Below are 21359 nucleotides of genomic sequence, written 5' to 3'. Positions count from 1 at the left end.
TCATCAGCCAGACCAGCCGGCACCACAACCAGCCAAGCCCCCGACAACACACCCGAACCCACCGTCACCGGCGACCACGCCACCCGATAACGCCAACTCGCCGTCTCAAGTGAGGTGTCGGTCGCGGACGGAGTAGGCAGGACCCAGTACCGCTCCTTCTGGAAGGCGTAGGTGGGCAGTTCCACCAGCCGGGGGCGGGACGGGGCGAGGAACGCAGCCCAGTCCACGGCGTGTCCCCGGACGTATGCCTGCGCCAAGGCTTCCACGAGCGACCCGGCCTCGTCCCGGTCCTTGCGCAGGACCGGAGCGAACACCATCTCCGGGACGGAGTCCGCGCCCATCCCGGACAGCACACCGTCCGGGCCCAGCTCCAGGCAGGCCGTCACACCCTGCTCGGAGAGATACGTGATGCCGTCGGCGAAACGCACCGCCTCACGCACATGACGCACCCAGTACTCGGGGTCACACACGCCCTCCGCAGCCGCCAGCTCACCCGTCACGTTCGACAGGACCGAGAGCCGGGGCTCGTTGTAGGTGAGGGACTGGGCGATCTGCCGGAACTCGTCCAGCATCGGCTCCATCAACGGCGAATGGAAGGCATGCGACACCCGCAGCCGACGCACCCGACGACCCTCAGCCCGCCACACCTCCTCAAGCTCCGAGACCACAGCACCGTCACCGGAAACCACCACCGCCTGCGGCCCGTTCACCGCCGCAACAGCCACACCCTCACGGCCGGCCAGTGACGCGTTGACGACTGCTTCGTCCGCTTCGACGGCGAGCATCGCCCCGCCCGACGGCAGTGCCTGCATCAGACGACCGCGCGCGGCCACCAGCACACACGCGTCCTCCAGCGACCACACACCGGCGACATGGGCTGCCGCCAACTCACCGATCGAGTGCCCGCCCACCACATCAGGACGCACACCCCACGACTCCACGAGCCGGAACAACGCCACCTCGATGGCGAACAACGCCGCCTGCGTGAACACGGTCGCGTCCAGGGCGTCACCATCGGTGAACACCACGTCCCGCAACGGTCGTTCCAGCAACCCGTCGAACCCGGCACACACCTCATCGAACGCCTCGGCGAAGACCGGGAACGCCTCATACAACCCCCGGCCCATCCCCACACGCTGACTGCCCTGCCCCGAGAACAACACCGCCAGCCGACCGGGTACTACGTGACCACTGACCACGCCGGCAACCGGCTCACCCGACGCGAGCGCAGACACCCCAGCCCGATCACCCGACAGCACCACAGCCCGGTGCTCGAACGCCGACCGCGACGTCGCCAACGACCACGCCACATCGACGGGATCGGCATCCGACTCGGCCAGGAACGACACCAGACGCCCCGCCTGACCCCGCAGCGCAGCCTCCGACTTCGCCGACACCACCCACGGCACCACCACCGGCGGCACAGCGTCCGCAACCGGCGTCTCCACGACAGCCGGGGCCTCCTCCACGATGACATGGGCGTTGGTGCCGCTGATACCGAACGACGACACACCCGCCCGACGCGCCTCGGCGCCCTCCGGCCAGGGCGTCGCATCCGTCAACAACTCGACGGCGCCGGAGGACCAGTCCACGTACGGCGAAGGCTCGTCGACATGCAACGTCCGCGGCAGCACCCCGTGCCGCATCGCCAGCACCATCTTCATCACGCCCGCGACACCCGCAGCCGCCTGCGTATGCCCGATGTTCGACTTCACCGAACCCAGCCGCAGCGGCCGGTCCTCGGGACGGTCCTGGCCGTAGGTCGCCAGCAGCGCCTGCGCCTCGATCGGGTCACCCAACTTCGTACCCGTACCGTGCGCCTCCACCACATCGACCTCAGCCGCGGACACCCCGGCATTCGCCAACGCAGCACGGATCACCCGCTGCTGCGACGGACCGTTCGGCGCGGACAGGCCATTGCTCGCACCGTCCTGATTGACCGCCGAACCCCGCACCACCGCCAGCACCTGGTGCCCGTTACGCCGCGCATCCGACAGCCGCTCCAGCAACAGCATCCCGGCGCCCTCGGCCCAACCGGTGCCGTCAGCCCCCGATGCGAACGCCTTGCAACGGCCGTCCGCAGCGACGCCTTGCTGTCGGCTGAACTCCACGAAGATGCCGGGACTCGCCATCACGGTCACACCGCCGGCCAGCGCCAGCGAGCACTCCCCCTGACGCAGCGACTGCACCGCCAGATGCAACGCCACCAGCGACGACGAACACGCCGTGTCCACCGTCACCGCAGGGCCCTCGAACCCGAACGTGTAGGAGATACGCCCCGAAGCAGCACTGACACTGCTCCCGGTGAGCAGGTATCCCTGAAGGCCGTCCGAGGCGTCGTGCATGCGGGGGCCGTAGTCCTGCGCCATCGCACCGACGAAGACGCCGGTCTCGCTCTTCGTCCGGCCGGCGGGAGAGATACCGGCCCGCTCGAACGCCTCCCAGGACGTCTCCAGCAGCAGCCGCTGCTGCGGGTCCATCGCCAGCGCCTCGCGCGGCGAAACACCGAAGAACTCGGGGTCGAAGTCACCGGCGTCATAGAGGAAGCCGCCCTCGCGGGCGTACGTGCTGCCCGGCCGGCCCCGTTCCGGTGAATAGAGGGCGGACAGGTCCCATCCCCGGTCCAGGGGGAACTCACCGATCGCGTCCCCGTCGGACACGATCAACTGCCACAGGTCTTCCGGCGATTGCACTCCGCCCGGGAATCGACAGCCCATCCCGACGATGGCGATGGGTTCGTCGTGGGACACGGTGGCCGGCACCGGGGCGCTGCTCAGCCGCTCCGCGCCGAGGACGGAGGTCCTCAGGTGACGCGCGAGGACTGCCGGCGTGGGGTAGTCGAACAGCAGGGTGGTCGCCAGACGCAGCCCGGTCGTCGCGTTCAGACGGTTACGGAACTCGACGGCACCGAGCGAGTCGAAGCCCAGTTCCTTGAACGTCCGCCCGGGGTCCACCCCCTCGGGTCCCTCGTACCCCAGTGTCGTGGCGACCTGGGTACGGATCAGTTCCAGGAGCAGGTCCGTCTGCTCGTCCTCGCTCAGCCCCGTCAGACGTCGCCTGAGTCCCGAGGCGCCGTCGTCCTCCACAGGCTCAGCCATCGGCTCAGCGGCTTGCTCGGCCGTCCGCCCGGCCACGTGCTCGGTCCCACGGTCGGCCACCGCGTCCAGCCAGTAGCGGCGACGCTGGAAGGCGTAGGTGGGCAGGTCGACGCGCCGGGCACCCGCGCCCGCGAACACACCGGCCCAGTCGACGGCCGCACCGCCGACGAACGCCTCGGCGGCGGAGGTCAGGAAACGCTCCAGGCCGCCTTCACCGCGGCGCAGCGTACCGACCGCCGTGACCGGCGTGTCGGTGTGCGTCTCGGCGGTCTGCTCCACACCCAGCGTCAGCACCGGATGCGCACTGGACTCCACGAACACACGGAAACCGTCGTCCAGCAGAGCCTCCACGGCATCCGCGAAACGCACCGTCTGCCGCAGGTTGCGATACCAGTACCCCGCATCCAGAGACGACGTGTCCACGACGCCGCCCGTCACCGTCGAGTAGAACGGCACGGCCGCGTCCCGAGGAGTGATGCCCGCCAGGTCGCGCAGGACGACGTCCTCGATCGCCTCCACGTGGGCGGAGTGCGAGGCGTAGTCCACGGCGATACGGCGGGCTCGTACGCCCTCCGTCTCGCAGGCGGCCAGCAGCTCGTCCAGCGCGTCCGCGTCACCGGACACGACCACGACCGAGGGACCGTTGACCGCAGCGACCGACAGCCGACCGCCCCAAGCCGCCAGACGCTCACCGACCGCATCCACACCGAGCGAGACGGACACCATGCCACCCCGCCCGGACAGCGCCCGGATCGCCTTGCTGCGCAGGGCCACCACCTTCGCCGCATCCTGCAACGACAGCGCACCCGCCACACACGCGGCAGCGATCTCACCCTGCGAATGACCGACCACCGCAGCGGGTTCGACGCCGTGCGAACGCCACACCTCGGCCAGCGAGACTATGACCGCCCACAACACCGGCTGCACCACGTCGACCTGGTCGAGCCAGGCATCCGTGTCCGCATCCCGCAGGATGTCGATCAGCGACCAGTTCACGAACGGCGCGAGCGCAACCGCACACTCGGCCATACGCGCCGCGAACACCGGTGAGGCATCGAGCAGTTCAGCCGCCATCCCCGCCCACTGCGAACCCTGACCCGGGAACACGAACACCGCACGGCCATCCGCATCCCCCGCGCCCCCCGCGCTCCCCCGGACCACGCCCGAGGCCTCACGGCCCTCGGCCAGCGCCCGCAGACCGTCCGCTCCGTCCAGGACGACCGCGCGGTACTCGAACACCGACCGCGTCGCCGCCAACGACCACCCGACATCCACCGGAGCCAGCTCAGGACGCTCGCCCAGCGACGCGGCGAGCCGCTCCGCCTGCCCCCGCAGTGCCGCCTCCGACTTCCCCGAGAGCACCCACGGCACCACCACCGGCGCCACGGCCTGCGGAGAGTCCGCCACCGGCGTCTGCTCGGCAGCCGGCGCCTCCTCCAGCACCACGTGGCAGTTGGTGCCGCCCACGCCGATGGCGCTGACGCCCGCCGTGCGGGGGCCGTCCGTGTGCGGGTCGGTGGGCCAGGGCTGAGTCTCGGTCTGGACGCGCAGGTTGAGCGTGTCCATCGGGATGTCGGGGTTCGGGGTGCGGTAGTTGAGGCTGGGGAAGAGTTCGCCGTGCTTCAGACCGAGGGCCGTCTTGATGAAGCCGACGATGCCCGCGGCGCCCTCGAGGTGGCCGACGTTGGTCTTGGCGGAGCCGACCCGCAGAGGGGTGCCGGTGCTGCGGCGTGCGCTGCCGAGGACGGTGCCGAGGGCCGCGGCCTCGATCGGGTCGCCGGTCCTGGTGCCGGTGCCGTGGAGTTCGACGTACTGGACGCGGGAGGGGTCCACGCCGGCCTGCCGGTAGGCGCGGCGCAGGACGTCTTCCTGCGCGGGCTGGTGGGGGGTGGTGAGATGGGTGCCGCCGCCGTCGTTGTTGACGGCGCTGCCGCGGATGACGCAGTACACGGGGTCGCCGTCGGCGAGGGCGGCGGCCAGGGGCTTGAGGACGACGGCGCCGCCGCCCTCGCCGCGTACGTAGCCGTTGGCACGGGCGTCGAAGGTGTAGGTGACGCCGTCGGGGGAGAGTCCGCCGAACTTGGCGACGCTGACGCTGCTCTCGGGGGCGAGAATGAGGTTGACGCCGCCGGCGACGGCGACGGTGCTCTCGCCGCGGCGCAGGCTCTCGCAGGCCAGGTGGACGGCGACGAGGGAGGATGCCTGGCCGGCGTCGAGGGTCAGGCTGGGGCCGCGCAGTCCGAGGTGGTAGGAGACGCGGTTGGCGATGAGGCTGCGGTGGAGGCCGGTGAAGCTGTGCCGGTCGATGGACTCGACGCCGCGTCGGCGTTGCAGCGTGGCGTAGTCGTCGGCGATGACGCCCAGGTAGACGCCGGTGTCGGTGTCGCGGAGCCGGTCGGGGACGATGCCCGCGTCTTCGAGGGCTTCCCAGGTGAGTTCCAGGACGAGGCGCTGCTGCGGGTCCATCGCGGCGGCTTCGCGGGGCGATATGCCGAAGAAGGCGGCGTCGAAGTGGTCGACGTCGGTCTGGTTCAGGAAGCCGCCGCGTCGGGTGTTGACCGTGCCCGGCCGGCCGGTGTCCTCGTCGTACAGCTCGTCGGCGTTCCAGCGTTCCCGGGGTACGTCCGTGATGGCGTCGGCGCCGGCCCGCAGCAGGTTGCGGAAGGCGGTGGGGTCGGGTGCTCCGGGGAGGCGGCAAGAGACTCCGACGACGGCGATCGGAGTGTCCGCCGGGTGTGCGACGGCGGCCTCAGAACGCTTCATGAGCATGACTCCCTGGACCAGGACGTGGGATGCCGGGCGCGACGGCTCGTCGCTCCCGGCTCCGGCGGCTGACGGTGGTCGGATGGTGGTCGGGGGGCGCCGTGGGCCGTCCGGGATCGTCCGGCGGGGGCGGGTCGGCGTCCGTGGGACGTGTGGCGGCGGACACGGCGGCGGCCGTCGTCCGGGCGGACGCTGACCGGTGGCGCACGCCGGCGCACCCGGCCGGGCCACGGACCGGGCCGCGCGGCGACGGGGCCCGCGCGGACGGCCACCGGCGCGCGCCGGGTGTCCACCAGGTCTCCGCCAGGTGTCCGCCCGGGGCGTGCCGGGGTGGGTGCGGTGTGGCCGTGCGCACCCCGGCGTGGGTCTAGTAGATCCCCTCCGGCGCCGAGCGGACGACCTGCAGGGGTCGTACGTTGGCGACGCCGTCGCAGGGCCAGGCGTCGCCGGTGTCGTACCGGACGGCCAGGTCGCGCTCCAGGATGTTGGGCAGGAAGAGGTCGTCGTGCAGGACGGTCAGGCGGACCTGGCCCTGTTCGCCGTAGGGGACGACCGTCGACCAGTCGTCCTTGTCGACGACCGCCATGGTCACCTGCGGGTAGTTGGGCAGGTAGGGCATGAGTGTGCCCTCGTTCTCCACGGGGAGGGCGACGGTGTTGCCGAAGGTGTTGGCGTAGGTGACGACGACGAGTCCGCCGCCGAGGGCCTCGTGGAAGGAGCGGCGCATCGCCGGGGTGGCGTGGGTGCCGCTGAGCCGTACGCCGCTGAGCCGGGCGACCAGTTCGGGCCGGGCCTTGATGAACGCCTGGAGCAGTGCCGGGGTGGTGACGAGGTAGTCGACGGGCTGGGTCTCCAGCACGGCGGCCATCTGGTCGACGATGTGGGCGGTGTACTCCTGGGCGTCCTTGAGCCGGCCGCCGCGCAGCAGCCGCTTGACCCAGCGGGGGTCGAAGTCGATGCCGTACACGCGGCCGTCGTAGAGCTCGGCGAGGTCCACGGCGCCCTGGCCGATGAGGTGCGGGCCGGTGGGGGTTGCCTGGAGCCAGCCGCGGCCGGGCTCGAAGCCCTCGCGTTCGATGACCCAGCGGCGCCAGGCGGCGCGGTGCTCGAGCATCGGCTCGGTGTAGAAGACGCGGCAGGGGCTGCCCGTGGTGCCGCCGGAGTCCCAGATGCGTCCGCCCAGGGGGCGGGGGACGGCCTGGGGCACGAGGTCGGCCGGGTCGAGCGTGCGCAGTTCGCCCAGCGGCATCGGACCGAAGGCGGTGAGGTCGTCGTAGGTCGTGATGTCCGCGGGGTCGACGGCGAGTTCGGCCGCGCGCTTGAGCCAGTACGGGCTGCCCGTGTCGGGGTCGAAGTGGCGGCGGACGACCCGGCGGGTCCAGGCGTCGATGTCCTGGTCCAGCCACTGGTCGACGAGTGCGTTCATGTCGGTCATCGGGGGCTCCCCATCGTTGCGTCGTCCACGGGGGGCAGTTCGATGCCGAAGTCGTAGACCGCGGTCATCGCCTCGAAGACGTGGTCCGGGGACTCGACGTGGACCACGGGGAATTGGGCGTTCTGGAAGGTGCCGAAGGCGGCGGGGCCGAGGACCAGGCCGAGTTCGGTGCCGGCGTCCTCGAGGCCGCCGATCATGTGCGGCACGCTCACCGGGTCGGTCGGGTTGCGGTGGAACAGGTCACGGATCTCCTCCCCCGTGGTGAGCGCCTTGCGCTCCATGCACGAGTGGACGGGGACGCGTGGGTCGCGGAAGGTCATGGCCTCCAGCGTGGGTTCGATGAACTCCGTGACGTGCCGCTGCAGGGGTGAGTGGAAGGCGGCGCCGTGGTCGTCGGAGACGTGCAGGGCGCCGGGCGGCAGGGCCGCGCCGAAGCTTTCGAGTGCGGACCGGTAGCCGCCCAGCAGCACCATGCGTTCGTTGCCGGTGCCGACGCGGCCGAGATCCGCGGAGAGGTGGACGTCGGGAGCGTCCGCCACGAAGGCGGCGGGGTCGTTCTCGAGGGGAATGCGGAGCATGGCGACGGCCTGCCGCCGGGATTCCGACACGGTGGGTGGCGGGACTTCCCGGAAACGCATCAGCAGGGTGAACAGATCACGTCTTTCCACTGCTCCGGCGAGGGTTGCGGCGACGAGTGCGCCGAAACTGAGCCCGCATACCGCGGTGGGGGTGATTGCGTATTCTTCCGCGAGCACGTCGGCAATTCCGAGAATGGCCGCCGCCTGTCTGACGGCGCCGACTCCTTGACGATGCTCCTGTCCCGGTTCTCTTTGTTCATGAAAAATTCGCTGAACATCGATACCGGTCCAGTCCGCTATCTGCGCATAGGTCCGCTGCACACTCGGAAAGAGTTCGTACAGTTCGGTGCCGGCCCCGGGCCGGTCATTCATGCCACCATCGAGGACATACGCAAGCGTCACTCAGAACCCCCGTTCCCACCCTTCCCGGTCAGAGAAGGGCATACCGCGAAGCGGCACTTTGCGGCCGGCTCACGCGAGGGAGCCACCACTGCCTTGCACGCTACAACTACCCACAGGTCGCTTAGCCGTTCGATAATCTCATCCAACCCCCGCCAGCGATCTCATGTCAAGCAAGGGCTGCTCGACGTGACGTGGCTGACAAACAATCAGTCACCGGCCGCTCGCGGGGGGTTGGGAAGGCGGAATCAGCTACGGTCCGGGGCGGCCGGCAGGCGCTCGGCGTCCAGCTCGGTCCACACCTGGTCCAGGGCGTCGACGAAGCCCTTGACCTCGTCGGCCTTGTGCACGGCGCCGGGAGCGACCCGCAGGATCTCCTCGCCGACCCGCACGCTGGGCGCGTTGATGGCCTGGACGTAGATCCCGTGCCGGTCCAGCAGCTGCGTGGACATGCGCTTGCACAGGGCCTCGTCGCGCACCAGGACGGACACGATGTGCGTCTGGTCGGAGATGAACGGGATGCGGCGCTCGTCGAGCAGACGGTGCATCAGCTGCGCGTTCGACCACAGCTGCGCCCGCTCCGCCTCGGAGGAGCGCAGGTGGCGTACGGCCGCCAGGGCGCCGGCGGCCACGGCGGGCGGCAGCGCGGTGGTGAAGATGAAGGAGCGGGAGAACATGCGTACCGCTTCGATCACTTCGGAGGGGCCGGCGATGTAACCGCCGGTGGTGCCGAAGCCCTTGGCCAGGGTGCCCATGACGACGGTGAAGTCGTCGGCGATGCCTTCCCGGGCCGCGATTCCGGCGCCCTGCGGGCCGTACATGCCGACGGCGTGCACCTCGTCGATGTAGGTCATCGCCCCGTAGCGCTTGGCGATGTCGGCGATCTCCGCCAGCGGGGCGATGTCACCGTTCATCGAGTACACGGACTCGGCGACGATGAGCTTGGGCACGTCCGGGTCGGCCGCCGCTATCAGTTCTTCCAGGTGCGCGGTGTCGTTGTGCCGGAAGATCTGCTTCTGGGCGCGGCTGTGGCGCAGGCCGTCGATGACGGAGGCGTGGTTGAGCGCGTCGGAGAACACGACGCAGCCGTCCAGGCGACCGGCGATGACGGACAGCGCACCGTCGTTGGCGGTGTAGCCGGAGGTGAACAGCAGGGCGTCGTCCTTGCCGTGGAGTGCGGCGAGCTCCTCCTCCAGCTGGACGTGGTAGTGGTTGGTGCCGCCGATGTTGCGTGAACCTCCGGCGCCCGCACCGTACTTGTCGACGGCCTCCTTCATGGCCGCCAGTACCGCGGGGTGCTGGCCCATGCCGAGGTAGTCGTTGCTGCACCAGACGCTGATGCTGTCCGCATCCCCGTCGCTGCGCACACTGGCCGCGGGGAACCTCCCGGCGAGCCGTCCGATCTCCAGGAACTCTCTCTTTCCCCCGTCAGCGCCGTCGATGAGGCGTGAAAAGAGGTCCAGGTATGGGGTCACGTCTACTCGCTTCGTTTTCGGGCCGTCTGAGGCCGCGTGCAACTACAGGCGACTGCGTGGAGCTGGCTGATTCCTCGCGCCTACGGCGGTTTCTCGGCCCCGGCACGGACGCTTCACCGGCGGATTCGTGCGGGAAATTGCGGCTGACCGTCCTCAATTCGAGGAGGTGCGCGAGAGTAACTCTTGTATATCATCAGCCCACGGTCGGCGTCCAACCTACCCGTGATAGCGCGGAGTTGAAACACATACACACGGCAACCCGGACAAGTCGGCAAAGCTGACGGTAACTCATGACCCGTTGCCATACCCCTGCGATCATGCAATCCTGCACCGACCAAAACGGGTCGATGGAGTGGAGTTTCGGTGTCCTCGAACGAGAATTACGCCCGCCGGGTACTTGAGGCGCTGGCGTCGGATCCGGACCGGGTCGCCCTGTGGCGGGAAGGCGAGGAGTGGACCGCGGACCAGTTCTCCCGGGCGGTTCTCGCGGCGGCGGAACTCCTGCGCCGGGACTTCTCCGAGAATCCGGGTCCGACGGCGAACGGCGCGGCGCCGGTTGTGGCGGTTCTCACTGTCACCAATACTCCGGCGACGATCATCCTGCGCTACGCGGCCAACCTCGCCGGGGCCACCGTGGTGCATCTGCACTCCACGAACGCCGTGGACCCCTCCGACCAGCTCGCCGCCGCCGCCCGGTCCGAGATCCTCGCCAAGTCCAGGGCGGCGTATCTCGCCGTCGACAAGGAGAACCTCGACGCGGCCCGTGAGCTGGCCGGCCGGCTCTCGGCACCGCCGCGGCTCGCCGCGCTCGGCGCCCTCGGTGCCGATGTCCTGGACCTGTCCTCGGGCGACGCGGACGCCTTCGACCTGGAAGCCGTCGAGGCCGACCCCGAGCAGCCGGCCGTGGTGCTCTTCACCAGCGGCACCAGCGGCAAGCCCAAGGGCGTCACCCTGCCCTACCGGGTGCGCAGCCTCTACCTCATGGCGGGCCTCCAGTCCCCCGAACCCATCGTGTACCTGTCGACCCTGCCGGTGAGCCACTCCAACGGCTCCGGCGTCGACCTCGCCCTCGCCTCCGGCGGCACGGTCGTCCTGCACGACGGGTTCGAGCCGGGCAGGGTGCTGCGCGCGGTGGAGCGGCACCGCGTCTCCGCGCTGACGCTGACGCCGCCGCAGCTGTACATGCTGGTCGACCACCCGGACATCGCCACCACCGACCGGTCGAGCATCAGGATCATCTCCTACGGCGGCTGCGCCGCGTCCCCGGCCCGGCTGGCCGAGGCGATCGAGGTGTTCGGCCCGGTGCTCCTCCAGTTCTACGGCACCACGGAGACCAGCGGCATCAGCGTGCTGCTGCCCCCGGACCACTTCGACGCCGAGCTCCGCGGGACCGTCGGCAAGCTGACCGCGGAGGTGCGCGTCGTCGACCCCGACGACCACCGCGACCTCGCGCCCGGCGAGGTCGGCGAGGTGTGTGTGCGCACGCCGTTCAACATGCTCGGCTACTGGGGCGAGCCGGAGCTGACCGCCGAGGCCGTCCGTGACGGCTGGGTGCACACCGGCGACCTCGGCTCCGTCGACCAGGGCGGCTATCTGCGTCTGCACGGCCGGCTGGGCGACGTGATGAAGACCAACGGCATCAAGGTCCAGCCCACGGACGTCGAGAACGCGCTGCTGGCCCACCCGGAGGTGAACCAGGCGGCGGTGTACTGCGTGGTCGACGAGGACCGGCTGGAGCACATCCACGCCGCCGTCGTGGTCCGGCCGGGCGGCACCGCCGACTCCGCCGCCCTGGTGGGCCATGTCGCCGCCGAGCTGTCCCCGAAGCACGTCCCTGCCGTGGTCACCTTCCACGACACCCTGCCGCTGACCGGGGCGGGCAAGCCGGACAGGCAGGCGCTGGCCGCCCGGCACACCGGTGCGGCATGACGCTCTCGGCCGCCTCCGTCCTCGCCGAGTCCGCCGAGCGGCGCCCCGGCCATCCGGCGCTCGTCTTCGGCTCCGAGCGGATCACCTATGCCGACCTGTGGCGCGCCACCCGCCGCTACGCCACGGTGCTGCGGGAGCACGGCGTACGGCCGGGTGACCGGATCGCCCTGCTGCTTCCCAACACGCCGCACTTCCCGATGGTGTACTACGGCGTGCTGGCGCTCGGTGCCGTGGTGGTCCCGGTGCACGGCCTGCTGCGCGCCGACGAGATCGTCCACGTGCTGCGCGACTCCGAGGCGAAGGCGCTGGTGTGCGCGGGCCCGATGCTGACGGAGGGCGCCAAGGCGGCGGAGGTGACCGGCACCGCGCTGCTCACCGTCCTCGCTCAGGACGGCACCGGCGGCGACGACGGTCCGCCGCGCCTGGACGTCCTCGCCGAACGGGCCGATCCCCTGGACCGCCTGGTGCCGCGGGCGCCGGACGACCTGGCGCTGGTGCTGTACACGTCGGGCACCACCGGCCGGCCCAAGGGTGCGATGATCACCCATCTCAATCTGGTGATGAACGTCCACACCACGATGCGCTCCCCGTTCGACCTGACCCCCGACGACGTGCTGCTGGGCTGTCTGCCCCTGTTCCACACGTTCGGGCAGACCTGCGGCATGAGCGCCTGCTTCCTGGCCGGGGGCACCCTGGTCCTGATGAGCCGCTTCGACGGTCCGGGCGCGCTCGACCTCATGGTCACCGAGGGCTGCACGGTGTTCATGGGCGTGCCGACCATGTATCTGGCGCTCCTCGACGCCGCCGCCGAGGACCCCCGCCGCCCCGCCCTCGACCGCGCCTTCTCCGGCGGTTCGGCGTTGCCGGTCAAGATCCTGGAGGACTTCCAGGAGGTCTACGGCTGCCCGATCTACGAGGGGTACGGCCTCACCGAGACGTCACCGGTGGTGGCGTACAACCAGAAGGCGTGGCCGCGCAGGCCCGGCACGGTGGGCCGCACCATCTGGGGCGTCGAGGCGGAGATCGCCGCGGCCGACGTCGAGGACCGGGTCGCGTTGCTGCCGTACGGCGAGGTGGGCGAGATCGTCGTCCGCGGCCACAATGTGATGGCCGGGTACCTCAACCGGCCGGAGGCCACCGCGGCCGTCCTGGTCGACGGCTGGTTCCGCACGGGCGACCTGGGGACCAAGGACGCCGACGGCTATCTGACGCTCGTCGACCGCAAGAAGGACATGGTGCTGCGCGGCGGCTACAACGTCTATCCCCGCGAGGTGGAGGACGTGCTGATGCGCCACCCGGCCGTCGCCCAGGTCGCCGTCATCGGGGTCCCCGACGACAGGTACGGCGAGGAGGTGTGCGCCGTGGTGCGGACCCGGCCGGGCAGCGAGCCCGGTCCGGAGCTCGCCGCGGACATCGTGTCCTGGAGCAGGGAGCGGGTCGCCGCGCACAAGTACCCGCGGCTGGTGGAGTTCGTGACGGACTTCCCGCTGGGGCCCAGCGGGAAGGTGCTGAAGCGGGAACTCACGGCCCGCTACTCCACCAGGAGTTGATCCGACGTCAGTAAGCCGGGTGCGCGCGCCGTCGCTTGCGGCGCGCGCACCCTCTCGTGTTCCCGGCGGTTCAGCCCGTGCCGTGGCTCCGGCGCGCCTCGCGGAAGCCGGCCAGGTCCTCCCGCAGGGCGGCGATCACCTGCTCGCTCCGCTCGGCGAGGTAGAAGTGCCCGCCGGTGAAGGTCCGGATCCGGAAGTCGGCACGTGTGTGCTCGGCCCAGCCCTTCGCCTCGTCCTCGCGCACCTGCGGGTCGGCGTCGCCGGTGTAGACGTACAGCGGGCAGCTCAGCTCCGGCCCGGGCCGGTACACGTACTGCTCCACCGCGGTGTAGTCGGCGCGGAGGGCGGGCAGGATCATCCGCACCACGTCCTCGTCGTCCAGCAGCGCCGCGTCGGTCCCCTGGAGCTTGCGTATCTGGGCGAGCAGCCCCGCGTCGTCCATGAGGTGCACCTTCTCCTCGCGCACGCTGCCGGGTGACCGGCGCCCGGAGACGACCAGTCCCAGCAACCGCCCCGGGGACTCGGCCTCCAGGCGCCGCGCGGTCTCGTAGGCGAGCGTGCCGCCCATGCTGTGCCCGAAGAACACCAGAGGCCGGCCGGCGTGGTCGCGCAGCGCGTCGGTGATGCCGTCCACCAGTGCGTCGACGCTGGTGAGCGCGGGCTCGGAACGCCGGTCCTGGCGCCCCGGGTACTGGAGCGCCAGGACCTCGGCGCGGGGTGCGAGCCGGGCCGACACCGGCAGGAAGTAGCTGGCCGATCCGCCCGCGTGCGGGAAGCAGACCACTGTGACCTCGCTGTCCTGCGAGGGGTGGAACCGCCTGATCCAGCGTTGCCTCAACTCGTGCGAGTCAGCCATGTACTCCGTCCGTTCTGTGTGCCCTGCGAACGCGTTCCGGTGAGGACGCCTCCGTGGTCCCAGCCTTCCCGACCGGCGTCCCACACTCAAGGTTTACGCTCTGGGTGGAACCGGGGCGTCCCCTTGAACTGCGCTTTTCCGGTCGCCGGCAGTGAGGTTGGCGGCGTCCGCGGCCGTCTGCGGCGAGGGAGCCGAGCAGGCGGTGCGCGAGGTCTGGACAGTCGTCAGGTGACGTGTTGTCATTCCGCTGTCAACGATTTCCAACGTTGGAAGAGCCGCTGTCCGGCACTGCCTGAGCCGGTGCCGCCTGCCGACAGGTTCCGGAACGGGACCTCTGCGCGAGGAAAGGTTCGATGAGACGACGACACATCCGCCCACGAGCGAGAGCGTGGGCTCTGCTCACCGCCGCAGCCCTGACACTGCCCACGACCGGCCTGATGTCCACCGCCTCGGCCGCCGAGACACCCGCCGGCGCGGCTGCCGCCCGGGCCGGACGAAGCGACGTCGCGGTGCACGGGCTGAAGGGCGAGTACTTCAGCATGTCGGCGCCGGGCGCGCGGGACTTCGCCGAACTCGGCGGCACCCTGCTCGACCCGCAGATCAACTTCTCGGGACTGACCAGCACCTTCCAGGAGCTGACGGGGCGTACGGAGCACACGACCGCCCGCTGGACGGGGCAGATCGAGGCGCCGGCCACCGGTGACTACACCTTCTATGCCAGCGGTGACAACGGCTTCCGTCTCCTCATCGACGGCGAGCCGGTGATCGACCACTGGCAGCCGGACTGGGACAACGAGCAGACCAGTGCGCCGGTCAGGCTCACCGCGGGCGAGAAGCACGACTTCCGGCTGGAGATGTTCCAGGACACCGGCGGCGCCAACATGTTCCTGCGCTGGTCGGCCCCGGGCCTGTCCAGGCAGCTCGTGCCGATGTCGGCGTTCACCCCGCCGGCCGGTTTCGAGGTGTACCCGGTGGAGCCGTCGGTCGCCGAGAACGGCCGGCAGGTGCGGGCCCGGTTCGAGGGCAGGGTCGGCGGCGACCTCGAGGCGCTGGCGTCCCACCTGGAGATCGAGGCCGACACCACGCCCATGCCGGTCTCCTCGGTCAGGGCCGCCCCCGGCGACCGCAACTCCCTGCTGATCACCCTCGCGGCGCCGGTCCAGCAGAACCAGCAGGTCCGGGTCACCTACGACGGCGAGGGCGGTCTGACCTCCGGCGGCGAGACCGTTCCGAAGATCCTGCGGTACGCGCAGAACGACTCCACCCACCGGCTCACCACGCAGTGGGGCGACCAGCTCGACACGCGGCACCCGCTGCCGGAGTACCCGCGTCCGCAGCAGGTGCGCGACCGGTGGCAGAACCTCAACGGGCCCTGGCAGTTCGCCGCGGCCGAGGCGGGCGAGCAGCCGGTCTTCGGCAAGGACCTGGACGAGAAGATCATCGTGCCGTTCCCGGTCGAGTCGCAGCTCTCCGGGCTCGAGCGGCACGAGGACCACATGTTCTACCGCAGGCTCGTCGACGTGCCGAAGAACTGGAAGGTCGGCAAGGGGCACCACGGCGACCGGCTGAAGCTGAACTTCGGTGCCGTCGACTACCAGGCGCGCGTCTGGGTCAACGGCAGGCAGGTCGCCGAACACACCGGCGGATACAACGCGTTCAGCGCCGACATCACCGACGCGCTCAAGGCCAAGGGGCCGCAGGAGATCGTCGTCGCCGTCACCGACACCGGCGGCGCCGACCAGCCGATGGGCAAGCAGTCCACCAGCCCGGGCGGCATCTTCTACACCCAGTCCTCGGGCATCTGGCAGACGGTGTGGATGGAGCCGGTCGCCGACACCTCCATTGACAACGTAGTCACGACCCCCGACATCGACACGGGCAGCCTCGCGGTGACCGTTCAGTCGCAGGGCGCCTCCCCCGAGGCGCGCGTCGAGGCCGTCGCGCGTGACAAGCGCGGCAAGGTCGTCGGCAGGGTCGGCGGGCCGGCCAACGAGGAGCTGCGCCTCCCCGTGGCGAAGCAGCATCTGTGGAGCCCGGACGACCCCTATCTCTACGACCTCGACGTCAAGCTCACCGACGGCTCGTCGAAGGACGAGGTCGGAAGCTACTTCGGCATGCGCGAGGTGGGCATCGAGAAGGTCGGCGGCTACCAGAAGCTGGTGCTCAACGGAAAGCCCGTCTTCTCGCTCGCCACGCTCGACCAGGGCTTCTGGCCCGACGGCCTGTACACGGCGCCCAGCGACGAGGCGCTGGCCTTCGACCTGAAGGCGCACAAGGAGCTGGGCTTCAACTCCGTCCGCAAGCACATCAAGGTGGAGCCGGCCCGCTGGTTCTACCACGCGGACCGGCTCGGTCTGCTGGTCTGGCAGGACTTCGTCTCCGGGAACATCACCAGTACGACCGGGCAGAAGGCGTTCGTCGACCAGGGCATGGAGGCGATGCGGCAGCACCACGACTCCCCCGCCGTCATCGGCAACATCGTTTTCAACGAGGGCTGGGGCGAGTGGAACCGCGAGGAGAGCGGCCGGATCGCCGACGCCGTCAAGGCCGCCGACCCGTCCCGGGTGGTCAACGCCCACAGCGGGGTGAACTGCTGCAACTCCAAGGGTGACTCGGGCAAGGGCGACATCGTCGACCACCACGACTACAACAACGAGGACCCGCCCTTCCCGGACCACCGGGCCGCCCTGGACGGTGAGCACGGCGGCTTCACCCTGCGCACCCCGGGGCACATGTGGCCGGGCGCCCCGACCGTGATCTACAGCGGCGTCGCCGACAAGGAGGCGCTGACCCGCAAGTACGTGGAGAACACCGAGAAGTTCTATCTCGAGCAGGCCGGCGCCGAGCTGTCGGGTTCGGTGTACACGCAGATCACCGACCTGGAGAACGAGCTCAACGGCCTGTACACGTACGACCGCCGGGAGATCAAGGTCGACCCGGTCCGGGTGCGTGAGATCAACCGCGAGGTCATCGCGGCCGGTGCCGCCGCGGGCGAGCGGCCGGAGCTGAAGGGCGGCGGCCACTGGGCCCTGGACGAGGGCACGGGGACGACCGCGAAGGACGACGGCCCGGGCGGCAAGTCCCTGCGGCTGTCGGAGGGCACCACCTGGACGCCGGGTGTCAGCGGCAGCGCGCTGAAGTTCGACGGCCAGGGGCAGTACGCCGAGACGGACGGTCCCGTGCTGGACACGACCGGCAGCTACTCGGTGTCCGCCTGGGTGCGGCTCGACGGGCTTCCGGGCAACTACGCCACCGCCGTCAGCCAGGACAGCCGTTTCCAGGCCAGCCCCTTCTATCTCCAGTACGGTCAGGGCGCCTTCGCCTTCAGCACGCCCGGCGAGCAGCGCGCCCGGCTGGTCATGACGCCGCAGACGGGCCGCTGGTACCACCTCGTCGGGGTGCGCGACGGCGTGAGCGACGAGATCCGGCTCTACGTCGACGGAGCCCTGGCGGCGACGGCGACCGCCGGCCCGAACTACGTCGGCACCGGTCCCCTCGCGGTCGGCCGCGCCCAGTGGAACGGCGAGGACACCGACTTCTGGAACGGCGCCGTGGACGAGGTCCACGCCTATGACAAGGCGCTCACCGCCGAGGAGGTGAGCGCGCTCCACACGCAGGAGAAGCCGTGACCCCGCGGCTGTCCTGACGGTCCGCGCACGACACGGCGGCCGGTGCCCGGGAAGGGCACCGGCCGCCGCCGTTCGCGCACCGTCACAGCAGCTGCCGTCTGCGTCCCAGCCAGGTCTGGGCGATGACGACCAGGGCCAGGAAGGCGCCGCTGACGACGAGTTGGTAGGAGGAGTCCAGCGAGCCGATCTGGTTGATGATGTTCTGGATGACCTTCAGGAGCAGGACACCGACCAGGGAACCGCTGACGTAGCCGAGGCCGCCGGTGAGCAGGGTGCCGCCGATGACGACGGCGGAGATGGCGTCCAGCTCCATGCCGTTGCCGAGGATGGTCACCCCGGAGGCGAGCCAGGCCGCGTTGAGGGCGCCGGCCAGGCCGGCCAGCACGCCGGACAGGGTGTAGACGAGGATTTTGGTGCGGGCGACCGGGGCGCCCATCAGCGCGGCCGCGTCCTCGTTGCCGCCGACGGCGTACACGTGCTGTCCGAAGCGGGTGCGGCGCAGCACCACGGCGCCGGCCAGGAACAGCGCCAGCGTGATCCAGACGGGGTTGCCCAGGCCCAGGGTGGTGCCCTGGCCGAGGTCGGCGAGGAAGGAGCCCTTGCCGATCAGGTAGGTGTTCGCGCCCTCGTCGGTGAGGGCGAGCATCAGTCCGCGGGCGCCCAGCATGGCGGCCAGCGTGACGATGAAGGGGGCCAGTCGGGAGCGGGCGACCAGCAGGCCGTTGACGACGCCGATCAGGCCGCACACCACGAGGGGCAGGAGCAGTGCCACCAGGGTGCCGTGGCGGGATCCCCAGGCCGCCAGGACACCGCCGAGGGCGAACAGGGAGCCGACGGACAGGTCGATGCCGCCGGTGATGATGACGAAGGTCATGCCGAGCGCGACGATCGCGAGGAACGCCGAATCGGTCGCCAGGTTCGAGATGTTGTCGCCGGTGGCGAACGACTCGAAGCTGAAGGAGGCGATGACCGAGACGAGTACCAGCACGGCCAGCGCGCCGTGCTGCTGGACCAGGGCGCTCAGCCGTTCGGAGCGGGTGGAGCCCACCGGTGCGGTGGCGTCCGCGGGGTCGTCGCCGGCGGTGGTCACGGGCGTGTCCGTCCTGGTGGCGGTCATCGCTTCCCCCGTCCCCGTGCCGCGTAGACCGCGCACACGATCACTATGGCCTGGGCGATCTGGGTCCACGAGGGCGGCAGATCGTGCTTGATCAGGGTGGCGGTGAGCAACTGGATGAGCACCGCTCCGGCGACGGTGCCCGCGATGTTGACGCGGCCTCCCGTCAGCGGGGTGCCGCCGACCACGACGGCGGTGATGGCGGAGAGTTCCATCAGGTTGCCGAGGGAGGTGGGGTCGCTGGCCTGGAGTCGGGCGGTGGCCAGCACGCCCGCCACGGCGGCGAGCAGCGCGCAGGCGATGTACACGATGATCAGGACGCGCCGTACCGGCAGTCCGGCGAGCTGGGCGGCGGGGCGGCTGTCGCCGATGGCGAGGAGCTGGCGGCCGAAGGTGGTGCGGCGGACGACGAAGGCGACCAGCAGCGCCAGTGCGGCGGCGATCAGGATCAGGTACGGGACGCCGGCGATGTCGCCTGAGCCGAGGGAGGCCAGCGACGGGTTGCGCAGGTCCTCCAGTTGCGGGAGCAGGACGAGGGCGAGGCCCCGGCCGCCGACCATGAGCGCCAGCGTGGCCACGATGGGCTGGACGCCGATGAACGCGACCAGCGCCCCGTTGGCCAGCCCCACGCCGGCGGCGAACAGGGCGACCACCAGCAGGGCGGGCAGCAGCCCGTAACCGAGGTAGAGGGCCGTCACCGAGGCCGCCAGGGCCATGACGGCGCCGACGGACAGGTCTACGCCCTCGGTGCCGATGACCAGCGCCATGCCGAGCGCGACGATGATGACGGGCGCGACCTGGACGGCCTGGGTGCGGAAGTTCTCCGCGGACATGAAGTGCGGGGTGATGACGATGTTGACGACCAGGAGCAGGGCCACGCCGGCATACACGCCGTAGGTCTGCAGCCACTGCAGGACGCGGGTCCGGTCCAGGGCCGGGGTGCGGAGAGCGGCTTCAGCCATCGGTGGCCGCCTCCTTCACCGCGTCGTGCACCGGGTCGCCGCCGGCGATGGCGCGCATCAGCTTGTCCTCGGTGACGTCGTCGCCGGTCAGTTCGCCGACGACCGCACCGTCCTTCAGTACGACCACGCGGTCGGACCCTTCGATCAGTTCCTCCAGGTCGGAGGAGATGAGCAGGACGCCCAGGCCGTCCACGGCCAGTTCGTCGACGAGTTTCTGGACCTCGGCCTTGGCGCCGACGTCGATGCCGCGGGTGGGTTCGTCCAGGAGCAGCACCTTGGGGTTCATGGCCAGCCAGCGGGCGAGGAGCACCTTCTGCTGGTTGCCGCCGGACAGTTCGCCGGCCTTCTGGTGCGGGGAGGACGCCTTGATGCGCAGCCGCTCGACGAAGGTGTCCACGATGCTGTCGACGCGGGCCTCGGAGACCAGGCCGAAGCGGGAGAGCCGGGGCAGGGCCGCGAGCGCGATGTTCTCGCGGACAGACAGGCCCGGGACGATGCCCTCGCTCTTGCGGTCCTCGGGCAGCAGGCTCACGCCGGCGCGGATGGCCGCCGGGGTCGAGCCGCCGCGCAACGGCACGCCGGCCACCGTGACCTCGCCCGAACTCCGTGCCAGGGCACCGGAGATGGCCTTCGCCGTCTCCGTGCGTCCCGAGCCGAGCAGACCGCCGAGGCCGACGACCTCCCCGGGACGGATGCTGACGGAGACGTCGTGCAGCTTGTGCGGGACGGTGAGGCCCTCGGCGTGGAGGACGGGCCGGGTGCCGGCGGCCTGGTGGTCGCCGGAGAACTTCGTCGCGCCCTCCTCACGGACGTCGCCGAGGTCCCGGCCGAGCATGGTGGAGACCAGGGCGAGGCGGTCCAGGTCGGCCAGCCTGCCGTGGTGCACGCGGCGTCCGTCGCGCAGCACGGTGACGGTGCTGCACATGGCGTACAGCTCGTCGAGGCGGTGGCTGACGTAGACGACGGCGATGCCGGCGTCGCGCAGGCGTCGGATCACGGAGAACAGGGTCTCCACCTCGCGCGGTTCGAGCGAGGAGGTCGGCTCGTCCATGATGACGACCCGGGCGTCGGTCGCGACGGCACGGGCCAGGGCGACCATCTGCTGGGCGCCGACGCCGAGGGTGCGCAGCGGCTGCCGCACGTCCACGCGGACGCCGTACGCGCCGAGCACCTCCGCGGCCTCCCGGTTCATGCGGGCCATGTCCAGCACACCGAAGCGGGTGCGCGGCTCGCGGCCCAGGAAGAGGTTGCGGGCGACGCTCAGCAGCGGAATGAGGTTGACCTCTTGGTAGATGGTCGAGATGCCGGCCTGCTGGGCCTCCAGCGGGGTGCTGAAGGAGACCTTGCGGCCCTGGAAGGTGATCTCACCCGCGTCGGGCCGGTGGACGCCGGTGAGGAGCTTGATGAGAGTCGACTTGCCGGCGCCGTTCTCGCCGATCAGGGCGTGCACCTCGCCGGGGTGCAGGGTGAGGTCCACGTCGTCCAGGGCCCGGACGCCGGGGAAGGACTTGCTGAGTCCGCGGACGGCGAGGACTTCGGCGGGGGGTGCCACCTGTGCCTCCAGGAATGAG

11 protein-coding genes are annotated in these 21359 nt (G+C 70.6%); 3 read left to right on the top strand and 8 right to left on the bottom strand.

The genetic code is table 11. The features are described from left to right. The 4 genes from AB0E77_RS19460 to hemA form a co-directional block, all read right to left on the bottom strand. Positions 1–5861 (bottom strand): type I polyketide synthase (locus AB0E77_RS19460; RefSeq protein WP_361572126.1); only part of this gene is annotated, 5861 nt, incomplete at its 3' end. A gap of 367 nt (positions 5862–6228) precedes the next feature. After that, positions 6229–7296: an arylcarboxylate reductase gene (locus AB0E77_RS19455; protein ID WP_361572123.1), complete on the bottom strand. Its 1068-nt coding sequence runs from the start codon at positions 7294–7296 to the stop codon at positions 6229–6231. Further along, the gene (locus AB0E77_RS19450) at positions 7293–8246 is read right to left on the bottom strand and encodes an ACP S-malonyltransferase (RefSeq protein WP_361572120.1); all 954 of its coding nucleotides are present in this window, start codon (positions 8244–8246) and stop codon (positions 7293–7295) included. The genes AB0E77_RS19455 and AB0E77_RS19450 overlap by 4 nt, the downstream gene beginning before the upstream one ends. A 275-nt stretch (positions 8247–8521) precedes the next feature. Beyond that, positions 8522–9748, bottom strand: coding sequence for a 5-aminolevulinate synthase (gene hemA / locus AB0E77_RS19445; RefSeq protein ID WP_361572117.1), 1227 nt, complete (start codon positions 9746–9748; stop codon positions 8522–8524). Positions 9749–10111: 363 nt separating this feature from the next. Here hemA and AB0E77_RS19440 point away from each other — a divergent pair, with 363 nt between their 5' ends. Both AB0E77_RS19440 and AB0E77_RS19435 read left to right on the top strand, forming a co-directional pair. After that, positions 10112–11677, top strand: coding sequence for a fatty acid--CoA ligase family protein (locus AB0E77_RS19440; RefSeq protein ID WP_361572114.1), 1566 nt, complete (start codon positions 10112–10114; stop codon positions 11675–11677). Continuing rightward, entirely contained in the window at positions 11674–13227 is a 1554-nt protein-coding gene (locus AB0E77_RS19435) for a long-chain fatty acid--CoA ligase (RefSeq protein WP_361572111.1), read from the top strand. Before AB0E77_RS19440 ends, AB0E77_RS19435 begins: the two co-directional genes overlap by 4 nt. Positions 13228–13297: 70 nt before the next feature. Here the strand turns inward: AB0E77_RS19435 and AB0E77_RS19430 are convergent, their stop codons facing one another. After that, entirely contained in the window at positions 13298–14083 is a 786-nt protein-coding gene (locus AB0E77_RS19430; RefSeq protein WP_361572108.1) for an alpha/beta fold hydrolase, read from the bottom strand. 353 nt (positions 14084–14436) lie between these two features. Between AB0E77_RS19430 and AB0E77_RS19425 the strand changes: the two genes are divergently transcribed. Continuing rightward, a complete protein-coding gene (locus tag AB0E77_RS19425; RefSeq protein ID WP_361572105.1) occupies positions 14437–17712 on the top strand; it encodes a LamG-like jellyroll fold domain-containing protein in 3276 nt (1091 codons plus the stop codon). Between the two features lie 82 nt (positions 17713–17794). Here the strand turns inward: AB0E77_RS19425 and AB0E77_RS19420 are convergent, their stop codons facing one another. The 3 genes from AB0E77_RS19420 to AB0E77_RS19410 are packed head-to-tail and all read right to left on the bottom strand — an operon-like array spanning position 17795 to position 21340. Then, on the bottom strand, positions 17795–18829 hold the full coding sequence (locus AB0E77_RS19420) for an ABC transporter permease (protein WP_361572103.1): 1035 nt from the start codon (positions 18827–18829) through the stop codon (positions 17795–17797). Further along, on the bottom strand, positions 18826–19788 hold the full coding sequence (locus AB0E77_RS19415) for an ABC transporter permease (RefSeq protein WP_361572101.1): 963 nt from the start codon (positions 19786–19788) through the stop codon (positions 18826–18828). Before AB0E77_RS19415 ends, AB0E77_RS19420 begins: the two co-directional genes overlap by 4 nt. Beyond that, positions 19781–21340 carry a sugar ABC transporter ATP-binding protein gene (locus AB0E77_RS19410; RefSeq protein WP_361572099.1) on the bottom strand — a complete coding sequence of 520 codons (1560 nt, stop codon included), beginning with the start codon at positions 21338–21340 and terminating at the stop codon, positions 19781–19783. Before AB0E77_RS19410 ends, AB0E77_RS19415 begins: the two co-directional genes overlap by 8 nt. Positions 21341–21359 lie beyond the last annotated feature (19 nt).

The organism is Streptomyces sp. NPDC032940 (assembly GCF_040636935.1).
Classification (GTDB): Bacteria; Actinomycetota; Actinomycetes; order Streptomycetales; family Streptomycetaceae; genus Streptomyces.
This window is presented reverse-complemented; position numbering and strand designations above follow the sequence as displayed.

Bases quoted from the DNA above. Each gene is read 5' to 3' on its own strand.
- AB0E77_RS19455 (WP_361572123.1), bottom strand. From the start codon at position 7,296: ATGACCGACATGAACGCACTCGTCGACCAGTGGCTGGACCAGGACATC.
- AB0E77_RS19450 (WP_361572120.1), bottom strand. From the start codon at position 8,246: ATGAATGACCGGCCCGGGGCCGGCACCGAACTGTACGAACTCTTTCCG.
- AB0E77_RS19435 (WP_361572111.1), top strand. From the start codon at position 11,674: ATGACGCTCTCGGCCGCCTCCGTCCTCGCCGAGTCCGCCGAGCGGCGC.
- AB0E77_RS19430 (WP_361572108.1), bottom strand. From the start codon at position 14,083: ATGGCTGACTCGCACGAGTTGAGGCAACGCTGGATCAGGCGGTTCCAC.
- AB0E77_RS19425 (WP_361572105.1), top strand. From the start codon at position 14,437: ATGAGACGACGACACATCCGCCCACGAGCGAGAGCGTGGGCTCTGCTC.
- AB0E77_RS19420 (WP_361572103.1), bottom strand. From the start codon at position 18,829: ATGACCGCCACCAGGACGGACACGCCCGTGACCACCGCCGGCGACGAC.
- AB0E77_RS19415 (WP_361572101.1), bottom strand. From the start codon at position 19,788: ATGGCTGAAGCCGCTCTCCGCACCCCGGCCCTGGACCGGACCCGCGTC.